The sequence below is a fragment of the Colwellia sp. RE-S-Sl-9 genome (assembly GCF_048296855.1).
Taxonomy (GTDB): domain Bacteria; phylum Pseudomonadota; class Gammaproteobacteria; order Enterobacterales; family Alteromonadaceae; genus Pseudocolwellia.
This window is the reverse complement of the sequence record NZ_CP182631.1, coordinates 3,527,253-3,546,349: the sequence shown is the minus strand read 5'-3', so window position 1 is coordinate 3,546,349 and position 19,097 is coordinate 3,527,253. Positions and strand designations below refer to the sequence as shown.

Annotated in this window: 18 protein-coding genes; 14 read left to right on the top strand and 4 right to left on the bottom strand. The window is 35.1% G+C overall.

Translation table 11 applies throughout. The features are described from left to right. Nucleotides 1-8 precede the first annotated feature (8 nt). The 6 genes from ACM9HF_RS15295 (at nt 9) to ACM9HF_RS15270 (ending at nt 6,233) form a co-directional block, all read left to right on the top strand. Nucleotides 9-644, top strand: coding sequence for an XrtA/PEP-CTERM system exopolysaccharide export protein (locus ACM9HF_RS15295; protein ID WP_473610733.1), 636 nt, complete (start codon nt 9-11; stop codon nt 642-644). A 57-nt stretch (nt 645-701) separates the two neighbouring features. Next, complete coding sequence (locus ACM9HF_RS15290; RefSeq protein ID WP_473610721.1) at nt 702-2,291, top strand: XrtA system polysaccharide chain length determinant; 1,590 nt, start codon at nt 702-704, stop codon at nt 2,289-2,291. A gap of 3 nt (nt 2,292-2,294) precedes the next feature. Further along, a complete protein-coding gene (locus tag ACM9HF_RS15285; RefSeq protein WP_473610717.1) occupies nt 2,295-3,149 on the top strand; it encodes an XrtA-associated tyrosine autokinase in 855 nt (284 codons plus the stop codon). Next, nucleotides 3,112-4,716: a TIGR03016 family PEP-CTERM system-associated outer membrane protein gene (locus ACM9HF_RS15280; RefSeq protein ID WP_473610714.1), complete on the top strand. Its 1,605-nt coding sequence runs from the start codon at nt 3,112-3,114 to the stop codon at nt 4,714-4,716. The genes ACM9HF_RS15285 and ACM9HF_RS15280 overlap by 38 nt, the downstream gene beginning before the upstream one ends. 4 nt (nt 4,717-4,720) lie before the next feature. Continuing rightward, entirely contained in the window at nt 4,721-5,758 is a 1,038-nt protein-coding gene (locus ACM9HF_RS15275; RefSeq protein ID WP_473610710.1) for an XrtA/PEP-CTERM system-associated ATPase, read from the top strand. 115 nt (nt 5,759-5,873) lie between these two features. Next, entirely contained in the window at nt 5,874-6,233 is a 360-nt protein-coding gene (locus ACM9HF_RS15270; RefSeq protein WP_473610706.1) for a hypothetical protein, read from the top strand. A 24-nt stretch (nt 6,234-6,257) separates the two neighbouring features. On the opposite strand, the gene ACM9HF_RS15265 is transcribed toward ACM9HF_RS15270, so the two are convergent. Then, nucleotides 6,258-6,749, bottom strand: coding sequence for a hypothetical protein (locus tag ACM9HF_RS15265; protein WP_473610703.1), 492 nt, complete (start codon nt 6,747-6,749; stop codon nt 6,258-6,260). 151 nt (nt 6,750-6,900) lie between these two features. Here ACM9HF_RS15265 and ACM9HF_RS15260 point away from each other — a divergent pair, with 151 nt between their 5' ends. Continuing rightward, nucleotides 6,901-7,353: a TlpA family protein disulfide reductase gene (locus ACM9HF_RS15260; RefSeq protein WP_473610699.1), complete on the top strand. Its 453-nt coding sequence runs from the start codon at nt 6,901-6,903 to the stop codon at nt 7,351-7,353. Between the two features lie 10 nt (nt 7,354-7,363). Here ACM9HF_RS15260 and ACM9HF_RS15255 read toward each other — a convergent pair whose 3' ends face one another. Further along, on the bottom strand, nt 7,364-7,975 hold the full coding sequence (locus tag ACM9HF_RS15255; protein ID WP_473610696.1) for a fumarylacetoacetate hydrolase family protein: 612 nt from the start codon (nt 7,973-7,975) through the stop codon (nt 7,364-7,366). Nucleotides 7,976-7,985: 10 nt separating this feature from the next. Continuing rightward, the gene (locus tag ACM9HF_RS15250) at nt 7,986-9,086 is read right to left on the bottom strand and encodes an NAD(P)/FAD-dependent oxidoreductase (RefSeq protein WP_473610691.1); all 1,101 of its coding nucleotides are present in this window, start codon (nt 9,084-9,086) and stop codon (nt 7,986-7,988) included. A gap of 233 nt (nt 9,087-9,319) precedes the next feature. On the opposite strand from ACM9HF_RS15250, the gene ACM9HF_RS15245 reads away from it, so the two are divergent. The 4 genes from ACM9HF_RS15245 to ACM9HF_RS15230 all read left to right on the top strand — a co-directional run bounded on the left by ACM9HF_RS15245 (nt 9,320) and on the right by ACM9HF_RS15230 (nt 13,813). After that, the gene (locus tag ACM9HF_RS15245) at nt 9,320-9,907 is read left to right on the top strand and encodes a sugar transferase (protein ID WP_473610688.1); all 588 of its coding nucleotides are present in this window, start codon (nt 9,320-9,322) and stop codon (nt 9,905-9,907) included. 9 nt (nt 9,908-9,916) lie between these two features. Beyond that, nucleotides 9,917-10,561, top strand: coding sequence for an acetyltransferase (locus ACM9HF_RS15240; RefSeq protein WP_473610685.1), 645 nt, complete (start codon nt 9,917-9,919; stop codon nt 10,559-10,561). Nucleotides 10,562-10,569: 8 nt separating this feature from the next. After that, nucleotides 10,570-11,748: a DegT/DnrJ/EryC1/StrS family aminotransferase gene (locus ACM9HF_RS15235; RefSeq protein WP_473610681.1), complete on the top strand. Its 1,179-nt coding sequence runs from the start codon at nt 10,570-10,572 to the stop codon at nt 11,746-11,748. A gap of 118 nt (nt 11,749-11,866) precedes the next feature. After that, entirely contained in the window at nt 11,867-13,813 is a 1,947-nt protein-coding gene (locus ACM9HF_RS15230; protein ID WP_473610677.1) for a polysaccharide biosynthesis protein, read from the top strand. Between the two features lie 17 nt (nt 13,814-13,830). Here the strand turns inward: ACM9HF_RS15230 and ACM9HF_RS15225 are convergent, their stop codons facing one another. Continuing rightward, entirely contained in the window at nt 13,831-14,940 is a 1,110-nt protein-coding gene (locus tag ACM9HF_RS15225; protein WP_473610674.1) for an MltA domain-containing protein, read from the bottom strand. A gap of 140 nt (nt 14,941-15,080) precedes the next feature. Here ACM9HF_RS15225 and ACM9HF_RS15220 point away from each other — a divergent pair, with 140 nt between their 5' ends. The 3 genes from ACM9HF_RS15220 (at nt 15,081) to ACM9HF_RS15210 (ending at nt 18,994) form a co-directional block, all read left to right on the top strand. Then, complete coding sequence (locus ACM9HF_RS15220) at nt 15,081-15,392, top strand: BolA family protein (protein WP_473610670.1); 312 nt, start codon at nt 15,081-15,083, stop codon at nt 15,390-15,392. Nucleotide 15,393: 1 nt separating this feature from the next. Then, nucleotides 15,394-16,377 carry a 1-aminocyclopropane-1-carboxylate deaminase/D-cysteine desulfhydrase gene (locus tag ACM9HF_RS15215; RefSeq protein WP_473610668.1) on the top strand — a complete coding sequence of 328 codons (984 nt, stop codon included), beginning with the start codon at nt 15,394-15,396 and terminating at the stop codon, nt 16,375-16,377. A 103-nt stretch (nt 16,378-16,480) separates the two neighbouring features. Further along, complete coding sequence (locus ACM9HF_RS15210; RefSeq protein ID WP_473610665.1) at nt 16,481-18,994, top strand: DUF748 domain-containing protein; 2,514 nt, start codon at nt 16,481-16,483, stop codon at nt 18,992-18,994. Nucleotides 18,995-19,097 lie beyond the last annotated feature (103 nt).

Here is a 19,097-nt window from a genome sequence, read left to right as displayed (position 1 = left end):
TTACCACCATGGAAAATCGCTGGATTAAAAAATTAATACTTACAATTTTGATATGCTCAACCCAGTTCTTATCTGGTTGTAGCTCTAACACGCTTCCCCCAGCTACGGTACATTCTTCTACTACAGTAGATGTATCATCTTATAAATATTTAATTGGTGCTGGTGATGTTGTTAACATTTTTGTTTGGCGTGAGCCTGAGGTTTCAGGCACATTTACTGTTAGACCTGATGGTATGATAACAACTTCTTTAGTTGAAGATATTAAAGTTTCAGGTAAAACACCTACTGAATTAGCAAGAACTATAGAAACAGTATTAAGCACTTACGTTAAAGAGCCTGTTGTAACAGTTACTGTTAACGAATTTAATGGACCTTTCAGCGAGCAAATACGTGTTATAGGTGAAGCAACATCACCTCGCGCAATTAACTATAAACAACATATGACTTTGCTCGATGTTATGATTGGTGTAGGCGGATTAACAGAGTTTGCAAATGGAAATGGTGCTTTACTAGTTCGAGTAGAAAACGGCGTGCAAAAACAATATCAAGTTTTCATTGAGGACTTGATTAAAAACGGTGAAATATCTGCCAATGTGGACGTTCTACCCGGCGATATTATTGTGATCCCTGAAACTTGGTTTTAAATATAATTATAACGAATAAAATTTACTACTATTTTATCCCATATTTAGAGGTAGGGAATGCAAGAAATAATTGAACAGATACTAGATTATCTGAAAGGTATTTGGGTAAAACGTAGATATTTAATGATATCGACTTGGATTATTTGCCCTATTGGTTGGCTATTTGTTGCCCAGCTAGATGATGTGTATGAATCTGAAGCCATCGTTTTTGCTGATACTCAATCTATTCTAGGCCCATTGCTAAAAGGCATAACAATTGAAACTAATACTGAAGCTCAAATTCAGTTAATGGTAAAAACTTTACTCAGCCGTGCAAATTTAGAACGTATTACTCGTATGACAGACTTTGATGTGCGTGTTAAAAACGATAAAGAATATGAAGAGCTCATTGACGATTTAAAAGAAGATATAATTATTAAGAAAACGGGTGGAAAACGCCAAAATATTTTCAAAATATCTTTCGAAGATAAAGATCCTGAAATGGCTCGAGATGTTGTTCAAGCAGTGCTTACTGTATTTATCGAAACAACGATAGGTGAAAATAGAAACGATTCTGATTCCGCACAAAAATTCTTAACTACTCAAATTAATGAATATGAAAGTAGATTATTAGCTGCAGAAAACCGATTAACTGATTTTAAACAAAAATATAATGATGTTTTACCTAATCAATATGGTGGGTATTATCAAAAACTGACTATTGCAAAGGATCAGTTAAAAGGTATTGAACTTGGTTTACTAGAAACTCAGACTCAACTTAAATCCGCTAAAGCTCAATTACCCGATAAAAACACAGAAAAAAATCAAGCACCCGATAATATTAAAAACAATAATTCTATTGAAACTACGTATGACGAACGCATATCTGAACTTGAAACATCACTTGATAGTTTACTTGTTAGATATACGAATAAACACCCAGATATTATTGAAATACAAAACAGATTATCGCACCTTAAAAAGCAACGAAGTGATGAAATTGAAAAATATTTAGCCACATCTACGGATGAAAATGCTAATTATTCATTGAGTCAAAGTCCTGTTACTCAGGGTATACTCATGCAAATTAATCAATTAGAAAACCAAGTCGCTTCATTTACAGTTAGAGCAGAAAATTACAGAAAAGAAGTTGCTGATTTAGAGAGTAAAATACATATTCTTCCTGAGATAGAAGCTGAATTGGTTGCCCTAAACAGAGGGTATAATATTACAAAAGAGAAATACGAAGAATTATTAACTCGAAGAGAAACAGCCCAATTAGCTAAACAAGCTGATGACTCTAATAGTAAGATTAAATTCAACGTAATTGAACCACCTCGTGCACCTGCAGAACCAACAGGCCCAAAAAGATTGTTACTTACAATTGCAATGTTAGTTTTAGGGGTTGGTGCAGGAACTGGCTTATCGTTATTGGTTAGTCAAATTAATCCAGTGGTGACCTCAAGTAGTCAAGTATCAAGATTAACTGGCATCCCTATTTTTGGTGTGGTTTCTGCGTCAGAGCATTTAGGACTACAAAAATGGCATAAAAAGAAAACACTGATATTTATATTTTCTAATGCTTTATTATTACTCTTGCTATGCGTTTTTATTGCATATGCACTTTATCCTGAAATGATTAAAGCACCGTTAAGAAGGATTTTTTAATTTATGAGTACTATAGAAAAAGCCTTAGCTAAACAAAATAGTGTCGATACTCCTAAAGTTGAAGTGTCAGTTCAAGAAAATAAGTATGTAGAACCTTCTACACATTCTCTAGAACATATGTCAGAACCATTAAAGATAGATAAAGCGTCGTTAGCTGAACGAGGATATCTCATTGATACAGGTTCTAGACAAAGTATCAAAGACGAATTTAGACAGATAAAGAGAAAGTTATTAAATAATGCTTTTGGATCAGCATCTAAAACCTTAGATAATAGTAACCTTGTTATGGTCAGTAGCTCAAAGCCTAATGAAGGGAAAACCTTTGTTTCAATTAACCTTGCCCTCAGCATCGCTTTAGAACAAGATAAAACAGTTTTATTGATAGATGCTGACGTATTAAGACCTAGTATAAACAGAGAACTAGGCGTTGGTAATGTACCTGGACTAATAGAATATTTATTAGGCCAGAAAGAAGGGGTTGCTGACATAATTTATAATACAAATATTGATAAATTAAAAATAATACCTGCGGGGGAACCCCACCACTTATCAAATGAATTATTAGCTAGTGATAAAATGGAATCGTTAGCTAAAGAGCTAGCTGAGCGGTATCCTGATAGAATAGTGATTTTTGATTGTCCTCCTCTCATTGGTGTAACAGAAACACTTGTGCTTGCTAATTTAATGGGGCAAGCACTTGTCGTTGTAGAAGAATCTAAGACACACTTATCAGACATTCAAAAAGCTACTGAAAATTTAAATGACGATTTAGCTTTAGGTTTAGTTTTAAATAAAGCAATAAAATCCCATAAGGATATGTATGGCTACTATGGCTATGGATATGGTTCGAAAGCATAAATATATATTAGTTACTCTTTTATTGGGAACACCCTCATTAGTTTTATCTAATGAGTGGTCTTTTGATCCTGCAATTAAAATAAATGAAACATACTCCGATAATGTTAATTTTGATAATCAAAATGAAGAATCGAGTTTTGTCAATCAGACGGGGTTAAGCTTAAATTCAGAATATCGTGCTTTATATGCATCATATAATTTAGACGCTGACGTACTGTACGCAACATATAGTCATAATAGTGATAATAACGATAGCTTTCTAACACTAAACGGCGACTTTAACATTCAATTATGGCCAAATGGAATATCTTTAGTAGGCTCAGCTTCGATCGAAAACCAAACACGAAACAGTATGACAAATGCTTATGCTGATATAGTATCAGGGAATACGGTGCAAGTAGAACAATACTCAAGTGGGCTAAGTTATACTATTGATAATAGCGAATATAAATTATCTTCAAATTTAATTTATAACACAACCAAAGCGGAAGACAATATTAGCGAGCAGGATGGTTACTCCGCAACTCTAAATTCAAAAAATGGAACTAATACCAATTATATTTTCTGGGACCTAACCAATAACTATAACGAACGTACGAGTCATACTCGTAGTAGTCGCTCATATCAAAGTGAAATAAAAATAGGTTATATTACACCATACAAATTTAACCCATTTATTCGATATTATGATGAAGATAATTCAGGTAACTTAGGATCTAACCAAAATATTGAATCTAACTCTTATGGGGCTGGCTTACGTTGGCAAGTAACCCCACGTTTTATTGTGGATTTATCGTATAATGTCCCTTTAAATAAAGATAAATTAAGTGAGTCTGAACCAGATTCTAAGCAAATTGACAATTACTATGACTTGAAAATAAATTGGCAGCCCACAATAAGAACAACATTAAGTGCTAGTGTTTCACAACGTTTTTATGGGAATAGTTACGACTTAAGCTTAAGCCATGTCAATAAACGTTTTACTAATACAATAATATATAAAGAATCAATTGATACATTTACCCGTGATAATTTCGCCCCTGTAAATGAGGGGGTTTTTCTATGCTCTCAGCAAAGTGAGACTTTCTCTTACTCACAATGCTTAATTAGTAATGCTAACGAATTAAATACAGACTCTCTAACAGCAATATTCAGCACACGCCTTGTTGAAGACGACGAGTTTTCTTTAAATAAAAAGCTTAATTGGATTTCTTCTTTAACCCTTAGCCGAACAACTATCAAAATAAACCTACAAAGAAATGAACGTTTAAATCTACAGACTGATATTGAAGATTTACGACAAAATGCAGATTTTTCAATATCTAGAAAAGTCAGTGGTTATTCAACTATCGATTTATCTGTGGCATATACTGAAACTCGAAATTTCCTTAATTTACCTCAAGCACAAGATAATCAATATAGGTATTACAAGGTTAATTACAATAGAAAGCTCAATAAAACACTCTCATTTGACATAAATATAAGCCATTTGAATAGAACATCTGATCCTGCAGCATTTGTGTATAAAGAAAATCGTATAAGTTTAGAATTGAAAAAGGTTTTATAGCAGTATGTACGAAAGTTATTATGGATTTAAAGAGCGCCCTTTTCAGCTTAGTCCTGATCCGCGTTTCTTCTTCGCATCTAATCATCATCAACGGGCAATGTCTTATCTACAATATGGATTAGATCAAGGTGAAGGATTTATCGTTATTACAGGTCCTATAGGCACAGGTAAATCTACACTTGCCCGTAATCTTTTAAATAATATTAAAGACTCCAAAATTGTTGCTGCACAACTTGTTACTACCAAGCTTAATCCGCAAGAGTTATTAGAACTGGTTATCTCAGAATTTAATATACAAACTAAAGGGAACAGCAAAGCAGAATTACTTCAAGCCATTGAGAAGTTTTTAATTTCTTTACATCAACAAGGTAAAAAGGCATTACTGTTAGTGGATGAAGCACAAAACTTACCACTGGAAACCGTCGAAGAATTGAGAATGTTGTCTAACTTTCAACTAGACAACAAACCTCTTATTCAAAGCTTTTTATTAGGGCAAGAAGAATTAAAGGGGATCATTCAAGCACCATCAATGGAGCAATTTAGACAACGTATTATCGCTTCAGCCCATTTGAAACCACTAACAGTTGAAGAAGTTAAAGAGTATATCAACCATCGACTTCAACAAGCAGGCTGCACTAAAGAAAACGTATTTTCTGAATCTGCCTTTGGCATTATTCATGAAAAAACATTAGGTGTACCACGAAAAATCAATATCTTTGTTGATCGTTTATTACTTTTTGGCTTTTTAGAAGAATTATCATGTATTGATGATAAAGCAATTAATGAAGTTGCTCTAGAGATGGAAGTAGAGCTCACTGGATCTATTAACAATAATATTTTAGAAAGTAATGAGCCGTCACAGCAACAAGCTATTGTTAATTCACCTGATAAGGCAGAAAATATTAAAGACATTTTGCGAGAAGTTGAAGAAATACTCGAAACCTCAATTAAACAAAAAATAAAAATGGCGAGGTATGTCGATAAACTGCTTAAGCATAAAAATAGACTGTATGCTGAAACAAATTTTGATGATAAAAAATAAAGTCATGATAAAAGAGCTTAATTTTAAGCTCTTTTTAATTTATAACTAGCAATCACCTTTACTCCTATCTTAGCTATAATACGCATCGACAGCCTTTGAATATTACGAGATTTTTATGAAAGTATGGATCCATTTTGTTAGAGCGCCTATTCGCGTAATATCCATAAGTAAAAGGCGTACCCATTCAAAACTAAAGCGCCAAATGGTAGGGCTGAAATTAGCGCTTTCTCAAGAAAAAGCTGAAACTAAAGAGATGTTAAGTACTTACAAAAAGTACACTCGAAGACAAGCCACTCCTGAAGAAATGGTAAACGCTAATAAACAATTTATAGATATATTAAAAGGTTTAGGATTAGGTGTATTTGCGGTTTTACCTTTCGCACCTATTACCATACCAATACTTATTAAAGTAGGGAAAATGGTTGGTGTAGATATTTTACCTAGCTCGTTTAATCGAGATAAAAAAACAAAATAAGCACCTGTATTACCTAATATAATATTATTTCAAATAACTTATAGATTGATCAGTCACACACTGAGTAAAGCTTTTTTTCCGCTCTTCTTTAGATAAAGAAGAAATAGCCTTTTTCACTAGTTTAATTCTTGCTGCTTTTTCATCTTGAGGTAAATCATCTAGCTGATCATGGAAGCACCCTAATAGCCCGTAATTAATAGCAGTATCTGAACTTACTAACTCTCCACCCAAACAACTTTCAAGCTTCTCAGCTAATCTTTCTTTACTCATTTTAGTGATAAGCGTATCTAAGGTGTATTTACCGTAAGCGTTATTATTAGCGTTATTACATGCAAATAAAATATCTGCCACAGCGACTATTGGAATTAGATTATTATGCTGTTCGTTAAACTTATTTTTTAACCACTGCTGATGCTCTGTTAGCTCTTTTTTTTGGGGGTCTTCAGCTGATAAAGCCTTAAAGTTAAAGGTAAGTGATGTTGCAATTATAGTTAACGTTAATATAAAAAATTTCATATGAGAACTTATCCATTAAAACTTACCACTATTTTACTAAAAACAAGAACAAGTTCATATTCCAATTTATAAATGATACTTCTCATTCATAGCACCCCATGGTTAAATAACACAATATCATTAGTAAAACAGATCTTAGGCGAAATCGATTATGTTTAAACGGGTTATTCTTTCATGTTTTATTTTTATTGCTCTAACAAGCAGTAGCTTTGCTCAAGACGCACCTGAAGAGTTGCAGCAATTATTACAGCAACATAAAGGAAGTGTCATTTATGTTGATTTTTGGGCCTCTTGGTGTGGCCCATGTCGTAAATCATTTCCATGGATGAATGAAATACAAAAAAAACACGAAAACTTAAAAATTATAAGCGTTAATGTTGATTATGAAAAAAACCTAGCGACAGAATTTCTAAGCAATGTACCGGCAAACTTCCCTATCATTTACGATCCCAAAGGTAAAATAGCCAAAAAGTACAAACTAAAAGGCATGCCGAGCAGTTATATATATAGTAAAGCAGGACAACTTGTTAGCTCTCACGTAGGATTTACTGAATCTAAACAAAAAAAATACGAAGAAGAATTACAATACCTTTTAGCTCAGTAAAGCGTTAACACTAACAAGCAACCCAAGTATTAGTCACTAAGGTTTTACCTTGGTGAATTATGCTTCCAGTAAAACAATCTTTTGCATTAATAACCCCAACCCCTTTTGGGGTTCCTGTCATCACTACATCTCCATCTTCTAGGGTCATAAATGATTGTAACTCTGCTAATATTTCTGCAGGAGAATACATCATTAAACTAACATATCCTTGTTGAGTTAATACATTATTTATTGTGAGTTGAACTTCGTAATTACTCCGCATATCCTCAATCAGGATAAACTCACTAAAAACTGCCGCACCATCAAACGACTTAGCTCGCTCCCATGGTAAACCTTTCTCTTTTAAGCGACTCTGTAATTTACGCTTAGTTAAGTCTAAACCAAAACCTATTGCCGTAAACGTCCCTTTTTCATACACAAAGCAAATTTCTCCCTCGTAATGCAATGGCTCATCATGTACTGAAATTAACCCTGTGCTAATCGATGAGTTAGGCTTAGTGAACACCACCATGTTTTCTGGTATTTCGTTACCTAATTCAGCAATATGTTCTACATAATTCCTTCCTATACATACAATTTTTGAAGGTATTACTGGCTTTCCATTAATCTTAATTTCATTCAAAATATTTACCTTAAATTTCTAATGCTTTATTGACCAAATTAGCTATCGCTAAACTTGCCGTAAGTCCCGGAGATTCAATACCAAACAAATTAACCAAACCTTTAATACCGTGTTTAGTTTCATCTTGAATGATAAAGTCATTAAACTGATTTTTATTTAATTTAGGTCGAATACCCGCATAGGCAGGCTGTAATTTACTTCCATCAATTAAAGGAAAGTAGTTTTGTATTGCTCGTACAAACTCTCCTTTTAACAATTCAGGAACAGTATAATCTATCTCGTTAATAAACTCGGTATCTGGGCCAAACTTTAATTGCCCTGACATATCAAGTGTTGCATGAATACCTAAGCCATTTTCAGACGGTACAGGATAAACTAAATGCTTGAATGGGCTTACGCCTGAATACGAAAAGTAATGTCCACGGCAAAAATTAACCTTAGGGATAAACTCTTCAGGTAATGAACTAATACATCTGGCAACTTTATCAGCATGCAAGCCTCCGCTATTGATTAAGTTCCTACATTGAAATGTAAAAGCTTCCCCCTGACAACTCACCTTCACTATAAAACCATTTGTGATCACTTCAACATTCATGAGTTCGGTCAATGGTGAAAATAATGCGCCATTAGCTTCCGTTTCCGCAAGTAAACTTTGCATAAAACTATGTGAATCTATAATACCTGTTGATGGGGAGTATAGTGCTGTAGTCGATTTTACTTGAAGCTCTAAATTATTAACCTCTCTACGACTTAATATTTTTAAGTCTGAAACATGATTCGCTTTTGCTTTACATAAAATATCACTAAGTAAACTATCTTGCTCATTGTCAGTTGCGACAATAAGTTTACCGATACGAGAAAAGGGGATATTTCGACTCGTGCAATATTGATAAAGTTGTTCTTTACCTTCAACACAAAATTTGGCTTTTAGTGTATTTTCAGGGTAGTAAATACCGGCATGAATCACTTCACTGTTACGACTACTGGTTTCTTCACCAAAAGAAGTGTTCTTATCAATAATTAATACATTAGATAAAGTTTTACTCAGCTGAGCTGCTATAGCTAAACCAACAACACCTGCACCCACTATAAGTGTATCAACAGTTTCCAAGCGTCCTCTGAATAAATTTACAAAATAAATTAATCATACCAGTTTAATTAGTGAGATTGGTATGACTAAAATAGAACCTACACTCAAAAAGCTTTTTTATTCATGTATTACTAAGTACTATACTGATGCCATATCACGATGCGGATGAATAACTGATTACACGATAGTTTGACTCATTGCAAACATGCACCGATAAATAAATAACAATAAAAACAAAATATTAGGTATTAATTATGATCAAAAGAGCCATGGATATTATTATTTCATTAATAACCTTATCTTTATTATTTCCTGTGATACTTTTTACCGCGGTCATATTATTTAGCCTTAAGTGCCGTCCTGTTTTATTTAAACAACCTAGACCTGGATTAAACAACCAAGTATTTAACATGTATAAATTTCGTTCAATGAACGACATGACAGATAGTAGCGGCGAGTTATTACCCGATAGTGAACGTTTAACACCATTCGGTAAATTAATACGCAATACCAGTATCGATGAATTGCCTGGGTTATGGAGTGTATTAAAGGGCGATATGAGTATCGTCGGGCCTCGTCCTTTATTAGTTGAATATCTTCCCTTATATACAACGGAACAAGCTCGTAGGCATAACGTAAAACCCGGTATCACTGGCTGGGCACAAGTAAACGGACGTAATACCCTTTCTTGGGAAGAAAAATTCGCATTTGATGTCTGGTACGTTGATAACCGAACTCTTTGGCTAGACATTAAAATTATATTTATGACGATTAAAAAGGTTTTTGCTCAAGCAGATATCAATGCATCTGGCGAAGCAACTATGACTAAATTTAAAGGCTAAGGATTAAATATGAGTACATTAATTATCATAGGTGCAGGTGGTCACGGAAGAGTTGTTGCCGATTGCGCACAACAAATAAATACATATCAAGAAATATACTTTTTAGACGACAGCTTCCCTGAACGTAAAAACAATAGCATTTGGGACATTATTGGCAAAATAGATAAATATACTCGTTACCTTGATAACGCTGATTTTATTGTGGCCTTTGGCAACAACAAACTTCGCCAACAAATGCTAAACACCTTGATCAGCGCAAACGCAAAAATTGCTTCTTTAATTCACCCCCGTGCTTACATAAGCCCGCATTCAACTATTGAAGCAGGTGTTGTAGTATTCGCTCAATCTGTTATCAACATTGGCAGTACCGTTAAAACCGGTTGCATAATTAATACAGGAGCAACGATAGACCACGACTGCACAATAGAAGCTATGGTACATATATCCCCAGGAGTAAATATTGCTGGAGGAGTCACCGTTGGTGAGCGTTCATGGATTGGTATTGGAGCATCCGTTATAGAAAGCATTGCACTGGCACCCAATACACAAGTTGCAGCCGGCTCAAGCATTATTAAAGCAACACAAAAAAATTCGCTATACGCTGGTGTACCTGCTGTTTTTAAAAAATCTATTCCATCAAAAAATAATTTATAGGAAAAATCGTGCTAAATACTGAGTTTTCACCTTGGCCTAATTTTACAGAAGAAGAGATAACAGCAGTATCTAAGGTACTTGCTTCTAATAAAGTAAATTATTGGACAGGAGACGAAGGAAGAAAGTTTGAAACCGAATTTGCAGCTTATACCGACTGTAAATACGCGGTAGCCCTTGCTAACGGAACTCTCGCATTAGATCTCGCATTACACGCTTTAAATATTGGGCACGGTGATGAAGTTATTGTTACTTCAAGAACCTTCATTGCATCTATTAGTAGTATTGTAAATGCAGGCGCAACGCCAGTGTTTGCAGATGTAGAGCTTGATAATCAGAACATTAGCGCTCCAACAATTTCGACGGTATTAACCGATAAAACCAAAGCCATAATTTGCGTACATCTTGCTGGTTGGCCATGTGAAATGGACGACATTATGGCATTAGCCGAAACACATAACCTGTTTGTAATTGAAGATTGTGCGCAAGCTCACGGAGCAAAGTATAAGGGCCGTTCTGTTGGTAGTATTGGCCATATCGGTGCTTGGTCTTTCTGCCAGGACAAAATAATGACGACAGGTGGCGAAGGAGGCATGCTTACAACAAATAATGAAAAATTATGGCGTAAAGCATGGGCTTTTAAAGATCACGGAAAATCGTATCAAGCCGTATACGAAACCGAACATCCTCCCGGATATCGGTGGTTACATGAATCCTTTGGTACCAATTGGCGTCTCACTGAAATGCAATCGGCTATTGGTCGTATACAAGTAAAACGCATGCCGCAATGGACAAAAATCAGAACACAATATGCGAAAGAAATTTTTAAAGTGTGCGAGAGCTATAACTTTATTAATGTCCCCAACATACCTGATTATATCGAACACGCTTTTTATAAATGTTACATTACGATAACTCCTGAAAAATTACCTAATGCATGGAGTAGAGATAAAATTATTAGTGCGATAACAGAACTCGGAGTGCCCTGTTATACAGGGAGCTGTTCAGAGGTTTATAAAGAAAAGGCTTTTGAAAATACCCCCTATTTACCTAAAAACTCCCTTAAAAACGCTCAAATTCTTGGTGAAACATCATTAATGTTCTTAGTTCACCCAACATTAAAAAACAATGAAATATCAAAAACTTGCAAAGTATTAAAAGAGGTTTTCGATCAAATACAATCACTTTAACTTTTTTATATGAAAAAAAAGCATGACAACACCCTAAAAAATTGTGAAGATATTGTTACTATAGTGTTACATGGATGTCCTATTTTACTAATAAAAACAATAAAAAAGGCGTTGTATCATGATCAGAAAAATAGATCTCATTCCGAGTTATCTAAAATTTATTATGGGTGTTGGTTTTGACCTTTTAGCGTTATCCATTGCGTTCTTTTTGGCTTATTTTATACGCATGGGCCTTAATAACACAGCATTTACATTATCTGAACTTTATGTGTATCTAACAATTACTTTATCTACACTCATACTCTTTACTTATTTCGATGTATATCGGTCTGTTGTACGCTACTTCAACGCTAAAGCTTTTCTTAAAATATTCATCATATTAATATGTACTACAGCTATTTTTTATCTAGCGGGTTATATTTTTGATGCCTTTATTCCCCGCTCAGTACCTATTGTATTTTTTGTACTCGCTATTTTACAAATTACCAGCGTTCGGGCTTTATTTGGCATTATATTTGAAAAAAATCTCTTTAATGAACGAGAAGGCGTAGTTATCTACGGGGCAAGTACAACAGGACGAGAACTTGTTAATGCCTTAACGCTAGGAAAAAAATATCAGCCTCTCGCTTTTATCGATGAAAAAGCGCGCTACCAAAACCGAAATGTTTTAGGTTTACATGTTTATTCTCATAAAAAAATAGGCAACTTACTTAAAAGGTTTGGCAAATTCAAAGTCCTTATTGCCGTCTCTAATGTTGACCCACACCGACTTAAAGAAATTGTTACAGCATTAGAGCCTCATGCACTGGAGCTACTAACCGTCCCTACCATGTCAGATATGGTTTCAGGTAAACGAAGTATTGATCAATTACGTGAAATATCTGTTAAAGAATTACTAGGAAGAAAATCCGTTAAACCTGTGCCTGAATTACTCTCGGCCAACGTGACTAACAAAGTGGTTATGGTGTCCGGCGCCGGCGGCTCAATAGGTAAAGAACTTTGCCGACAAATACTATTAAATACACCTAAAAAATTGGTTTTACTAGATATCAGCGAAGCTTTTTTGTATGAAATTCATCAAGAACTTACTGAGCTCCTTGCCGAAACTAATAATCCTTTGGAAATCGTTCCGCTTATAGGAAATGTGCAAAATGACGCCTTAATGAAATTTATTTTTAACCAACAACAAGTCCAAACTATATATCACGCTGCTGCTTATAAGCATGTTCCTATGGTTGAAGGTAATGTCATAGCTGGCGTTAGTAATAATGTTTTTGGTACCTATGCTATAGCAAAAGCCGCTGTCGCGAGTAAAGTCGAAACATTTGTTCTTATTTCAACAGACAAAGCAGTAAGACCTACTAATGTTATGGGCGCAACAAAACGCATGGCAGAACTGGTATTACAGGGCCTTGCAAACAAACAAGGTGAAACACGCTTTGCCATGGTGCGTTTTGGCAATGTACTCGGTTCTTCTGGCTCTGTTGTGCCTTTATTTAAAAAACAAATTGAACGTGGTGGCCCTATAACCATTACTCATCCCGATATTATTCGATACTTTATGACCATACCTGAAGCTGCTCAGTTAGTTATTCAAGCAGGAGCCATGGGTAAAGGCGGCGATGTATTTGTATTAGACATGGGTAGCCCAGTCAAAATTGTAGATCTAGCTCATAAAATGACTCATTTAATGGGATTTACCATCAAAAATGATGATAACCCTATGGGAGACATTGCTATTGAATACAGTGGCCTAAGACCAGGAGAAAAACTTTACGAAGAGTTACTGATTGATGATCATGCCCAACAAACGTCCCACGAACGTATATTAACGGCAAATGAAAAATCTATACCTTGGGATGATGTCATCACTATCCTTGAGCATTTAACCCAAGCCATTACTAATGAAGACGACAAGCAAATTCGACAAATACTACTCAATGCTCCATTAGGTTATAACCCTTCAACAGCAAAACAGAAAGAGCAAACACTTTCACAATTTACAGACACACCTTCTATTCTAGAGCCTAAAATACCAGAGCCAGAATTAATTGGTGCTGTTTAGCAGAACTCCTTCCTCTGCTATTTTCTAATCAATAACCATGCTTGAGCATAATCAGGCATGGTTTTATTAGCCTGATGGTAATCATCCCAACCTTTGTAACTATCAACCAATAAATCTAGCTGAAATAAGTTATTGTCAAATGCGCCGCCTTGATCCGCTAAAATGCCCATTCTACTTACCTGCTCACCTTCTTGAATAAAGCTCACTAAAAAAAGCTTTCCTAAGCCTAAGTCTTTAACATTACCAGCAAAAGTTACATGAGGTTTTACAGCGATTTTACTCGCCAATGTTTTCCCGTACCCCATAATGCTAGGCACTTCAGCAAAGTACCAGTAACGCGCTTGCTCTCTTTTACCTATACTATAATCATAAGCAATGCCGTTATTACGATGTACATTAAAATAACGTATTTCGTTATTTACCGTCAGCACGCCTGTGCCCTGCAATAACACATCGTGTAACGACTCTTCGTTTATCCATACCAAAGGTTTAGCTAAATTATTTTTTAATAACGCGCCAGCAATAACCTCTTGTCGAGTATATTTAAATCGCGTTAGGGCTTTGTTCTCATTTGCTTGTTCAAGTGAAAGCCCCTTTTCATCATAAGGTAAAGCATACAAAGCTTGATTAAACTCCGCTGTTTTTACAGGACTCGCTGATAATGTTTTAGTGTAGTATTTAGTTAAAAATATTTGATCATTAGGAATGTTATTCAACAATCTTGATTTAACCTCATTATTACTTTTTTGTGCGATAGCTTTCGCTGTTTTAACATCTGGCATCCAGCGGTAAAAAGTAAAATGCTGTTTTAAAAACTCAATATTATGTAATCGACTTTGTCTTTTAGCTCTTACATCACCACGATAAGTGTCGCAAATAAACGTTAAGGTATCTTTAACTTGCTGTAGTGATATTTTATCTTCAAATACATGCCCTACTTTTACCGCAAAGGTATCTTCAGCATAGGTATTTAAATAGTGTTGTGTATTGTCAGCAACATCACACAACTGGCTAGCTTTAAAGTTTTTCATCCCCCCTAAACTAGGATCTTTAACAGCCATAAAAGTAAACGCGAATGAGGTATGAGAAAATAAAATAACCAATAACAATAAAACTTTATTTAGCATGGAATGCCCTAAATTAATGAAGTGTTCAAGAATAACCAACATACTAGCGTAAATACAATGACCTGACTATTTTGCTCTATCTTTGCCCCAACCAAAACAAACTGTCATAATAGCCCCATCATTACTACTGGTTTTAACTTATGACTATTGAAAATACTTTACGCGAAAAACTACAATCTGAATTCTCTCCACTCTTTTTAGAAATTGAAAATGAAAGTCATAATCATGGTGGTAGTTCTACTACAAGTCACTTCAGAGTTGTTATCGTAACCGACGCCTTTGAAGGCTTACGACTTATTGGCAGACACCGCAAAATAAACTCCTTATTAGCCCATGAACTTGCCAACGAAATACATGCATTAGCACTACATACGTTTACCCCAAAAGAATGGGAAGAAAAAGAACAAAAAGCAGCGCTATCGCCAGCATGTGCAGGTGGTTCAAAAGCTTAATATGAAAGTCAGTGCTGCTTTATCAAAATCGCCTATTGAAAAAATCCGCCTTGATAACCACAGCATTTATATAAAACGAGACGATTTACTTAACCCTCATTTCTCAGGTAATAAAGCGCGTAAATTTGCTTATTACCTTGAGCACAGCTCAACAAGCACAACTAAACTCGTTAGCTATGGTTCAATTCAAGCCAACTCTTTATATTCTCTAGCGGCACTAGCCCACATAAAAGGTTGGCAGCTTGATTATTATGTTAGTCGTATTCCTGAGTGGTTAAAAAATTCTACCTTAGGTAATTACGGACAAGCCTTAACTTTAGGCGCAAAAATTATTGAAGTTGATAGCTCCTTGCTTACCGACTCAAATAACCTTGATGGCTATATGCATCAGTATGCTGAAACCTTACCTGAAACCTCATTATTTATTCCAGAAGGTGGGCGAAGCCGTCACGCCCGTATAGGTGTTTACACTTTAGCAAAAGAAATAGCTGACTATTGCAATACTCATAAGCTTTTTGAAGAAAATACCTTTGCAAAAACTAACCAAGCACAAGTTATGTTACCTTCAGGTACTGGCACTACCGCGTTATTTTTACAAACTTGGTTTAAAGAAAACAACCACCCCATTAAGGTATTAACCTGTGCGTGTGTTGGTGATAATGCCTACCTAAAAAAACAATTTAATCAACTAAATCCTAATCAAACACAATGGCCAACCATCATTTCTAGCCGTAAAAAGTTTCACTTTGGGCAACTCAATAAAAACCACTATTTATTATGGCAACGCCTACTTAAAGAAACAGGTATTGAGTTTGAATTACTTTACGATCCTATTGGTTGGCATTGCTTACTTGATTACTTGTCAAATAACTACGCATCAAACAATAACTCAACTATTCCAACCTTTTATATTCATCAGGGGGGATTAGTGGGTAATCAAACCATGCTCCCCCGCTACCAACGTAAATACCCTGAACTGTTTTAAACAATTTTCTAGCTTTTATTTAAAAGAATAAAGCTATTTAATATCGCCTTTGGTAAAATTAAGCTTCTAAAACCTTTTATTCAATCAGCCAAGGATAGCTTTCATGCCATCAAAATCATTACCTCTTTATAAACGCATACTATTTACAATACTTGCTTTTATATTTGCGCTTTACTGTTTAATTTGGGTGCTTTCTTCGCCTATTATTAAACATTTTGCGAAAGAGCCTTTGGCTGAATACGGGTTAACGCTTTCGTCTGATTCTACAATTAGCTTTAATCCGTTTTTAACACGTATTACCGTTGCTGATTTAGCCTTATTAAAAAACAACAGCCCCGTGTTAAAAGCTGAACATTTAGCTTTACAACTTGCACTACACAAAATTCCTTTTGATATTATTAAATTAGAAGAATTTTCTATCAGCGGTGTCCTCGTTAATGTTGAAAAAACTAACGACGATTTATGGGTAGCAGGTGTAAACCTTACACCTAAAAGCACCGAGTTAGATCCGCAAACCAAACCTGAAATAGAAGCAACCACCGAAAAAAATAAAGAAAGCACATCCACAGAACCATTACCTTACCAAGTGGTATTAGATAACTTAGTCTTATCTAATACCACTATCGACATTTTGTTAAACGGTTCACCACATACTTTCGATATTAAAGAACTACTGATCAGTAATATTAACGCAAGCCAAACTCAACAATCGGCTAACCTTAAACTCAACGCTTTATTTGATAAGGCAACAATCAAGCTAACCAGCGAGCTCAATTTACAGAATAATGAAGGCGATATAAGCAGTGAGTTAATAGTAAGTAAGTATTCACTTAACAACATAAAACATTTAATAGAACCTGTTGAATCACTTGACGGTTTGTTTTCATTTTCAAGTACTCAAAACGTAAAAATCACCTCACAAAGTATGGATATTACGGTTAAACAAGCCGAGTTAAGTACTGAAAATGTGATCACAAGTACTAAAGAACAAAACATTAGTTTAGAAAATTTAGTTTATAGCATGAACGATTTTTCAATGAACATTGCTAACAATGAGCTTGAAAAAAATCAGTTCAAAGCTATCACAGGTAAAGCCCAACTCACCTTAAAAAATGCTTTAGTTGAAGCCTTGCCAAGCAATAATGAGAAAAGCGAAAACGACAAATCACAACAAATACTATCATTCGCACAACTTAACGTTAATAACATTACGCCTAAACTATCTGCAGCGTCAGAAAGTGACTTAACATTAACGCCATCAGTATTTATTGAATCGCTTGATCTAAACCAATTACTTTTCTCTCAAAATACAACAAACGAATTACCACCGGTTGCAACAATTAATAATATTAATATAAGTGATATAACAGGCTCAGCCGAAGCACTGTCGATCAACGAAATTAATATTGATAGCATAGCAAGCCATATTATTTTAAATAAAGAAAAAGCCTTAGCAAACCTTGTTACTTTAACGCCAGCGAACGAAGCAGAAAACGAAGCAGCTCAGCAAGTTGAACAAACAGCAAAAACTGAGGGAGCAGCTACAAGCTCTCCTAAAGCACCTGAAACAACCACTCAAAAGCCGTTTTACATTAGCGTAAACGCTTTCAATGTCATTAATAAAAACCAAATCGACTTTATTGATAACAGTGTCAATCCCATTTACAAACGCAGCTTCATGATTGATGAACTTACTATGGGTAAACTCAGCAACTTACAAGAAAACACAGAAGCTAAAACACCTATAACATTAAAAGGTCGTAGTAACGAATATGCAAACTTCGCGTTTAACGGTTTTATTCAGCCTTTCGCAAAGAAAAAAATCTATCACATTAAAGGTGATTTAAACGAACTATCATTACCTGATGTTTCAACCTACATGAAAGACGCCTTAAAACTTGAATTAAAAAGTGGTCAACTCAATACAAAACTTGATGTTACTTTAATAGACGACGATATAGATGGTGATGTAAGCATTAACATTAACGGCCTTGAAACAGCTGCTGCCAACAACCACGAAACAAATTTAGTAAAAGACCAAGTAGGCATACCGTTTAACGTAGCTTTAGGTATGCTTAAAGACGGCAACGGCGACTTAATACTTGATGTACCACTGTCAGGTAAAACATCGTCACCTTCGTTTGGTATTAGTAGTTTTATTGCGCTTATTACTAAAAAAGCCGTAATGTCAGCAACTCAAGATTACTTAATGACAACCTTTGTGCCTTACGCAAATATAGTATCTGTCGCAATGACGGCCGGAGAGTTTATATTAAAATTACGCTTTGAAGATTTACCTTATGAACCTAAACAAATCACTCCCAACGAAAAACAGGCTGAATACATAAAACAATTTATTGCAGTAATGAAAGATCAAAAGAACACCCGCGTAAAAATTTGTGCCATCAGCACACCTTCAGATATTGGTTTACCTGCTAAACACAAATTATCGGAAGCTGATATCAAAGCACTAAAAACAATAGGTGATGAACGTGAAAGAGCATTCAAATCAAGTGTAGTACAAGACAAACAAATAGAAACGGGTCGAATATTACTCTGTACACCTCAAATAGATAATAGTGAAGGTGCTATACCGAGAATGGTTATATCGGTTTAATAGCCATTTAACCCCGTCACCAATCAAGATACGTAATGCTCCTTGAATGGCGACGGGGATATTAAAGAAATGGATATTCTCAGTAAAATGAGTACACCATTTA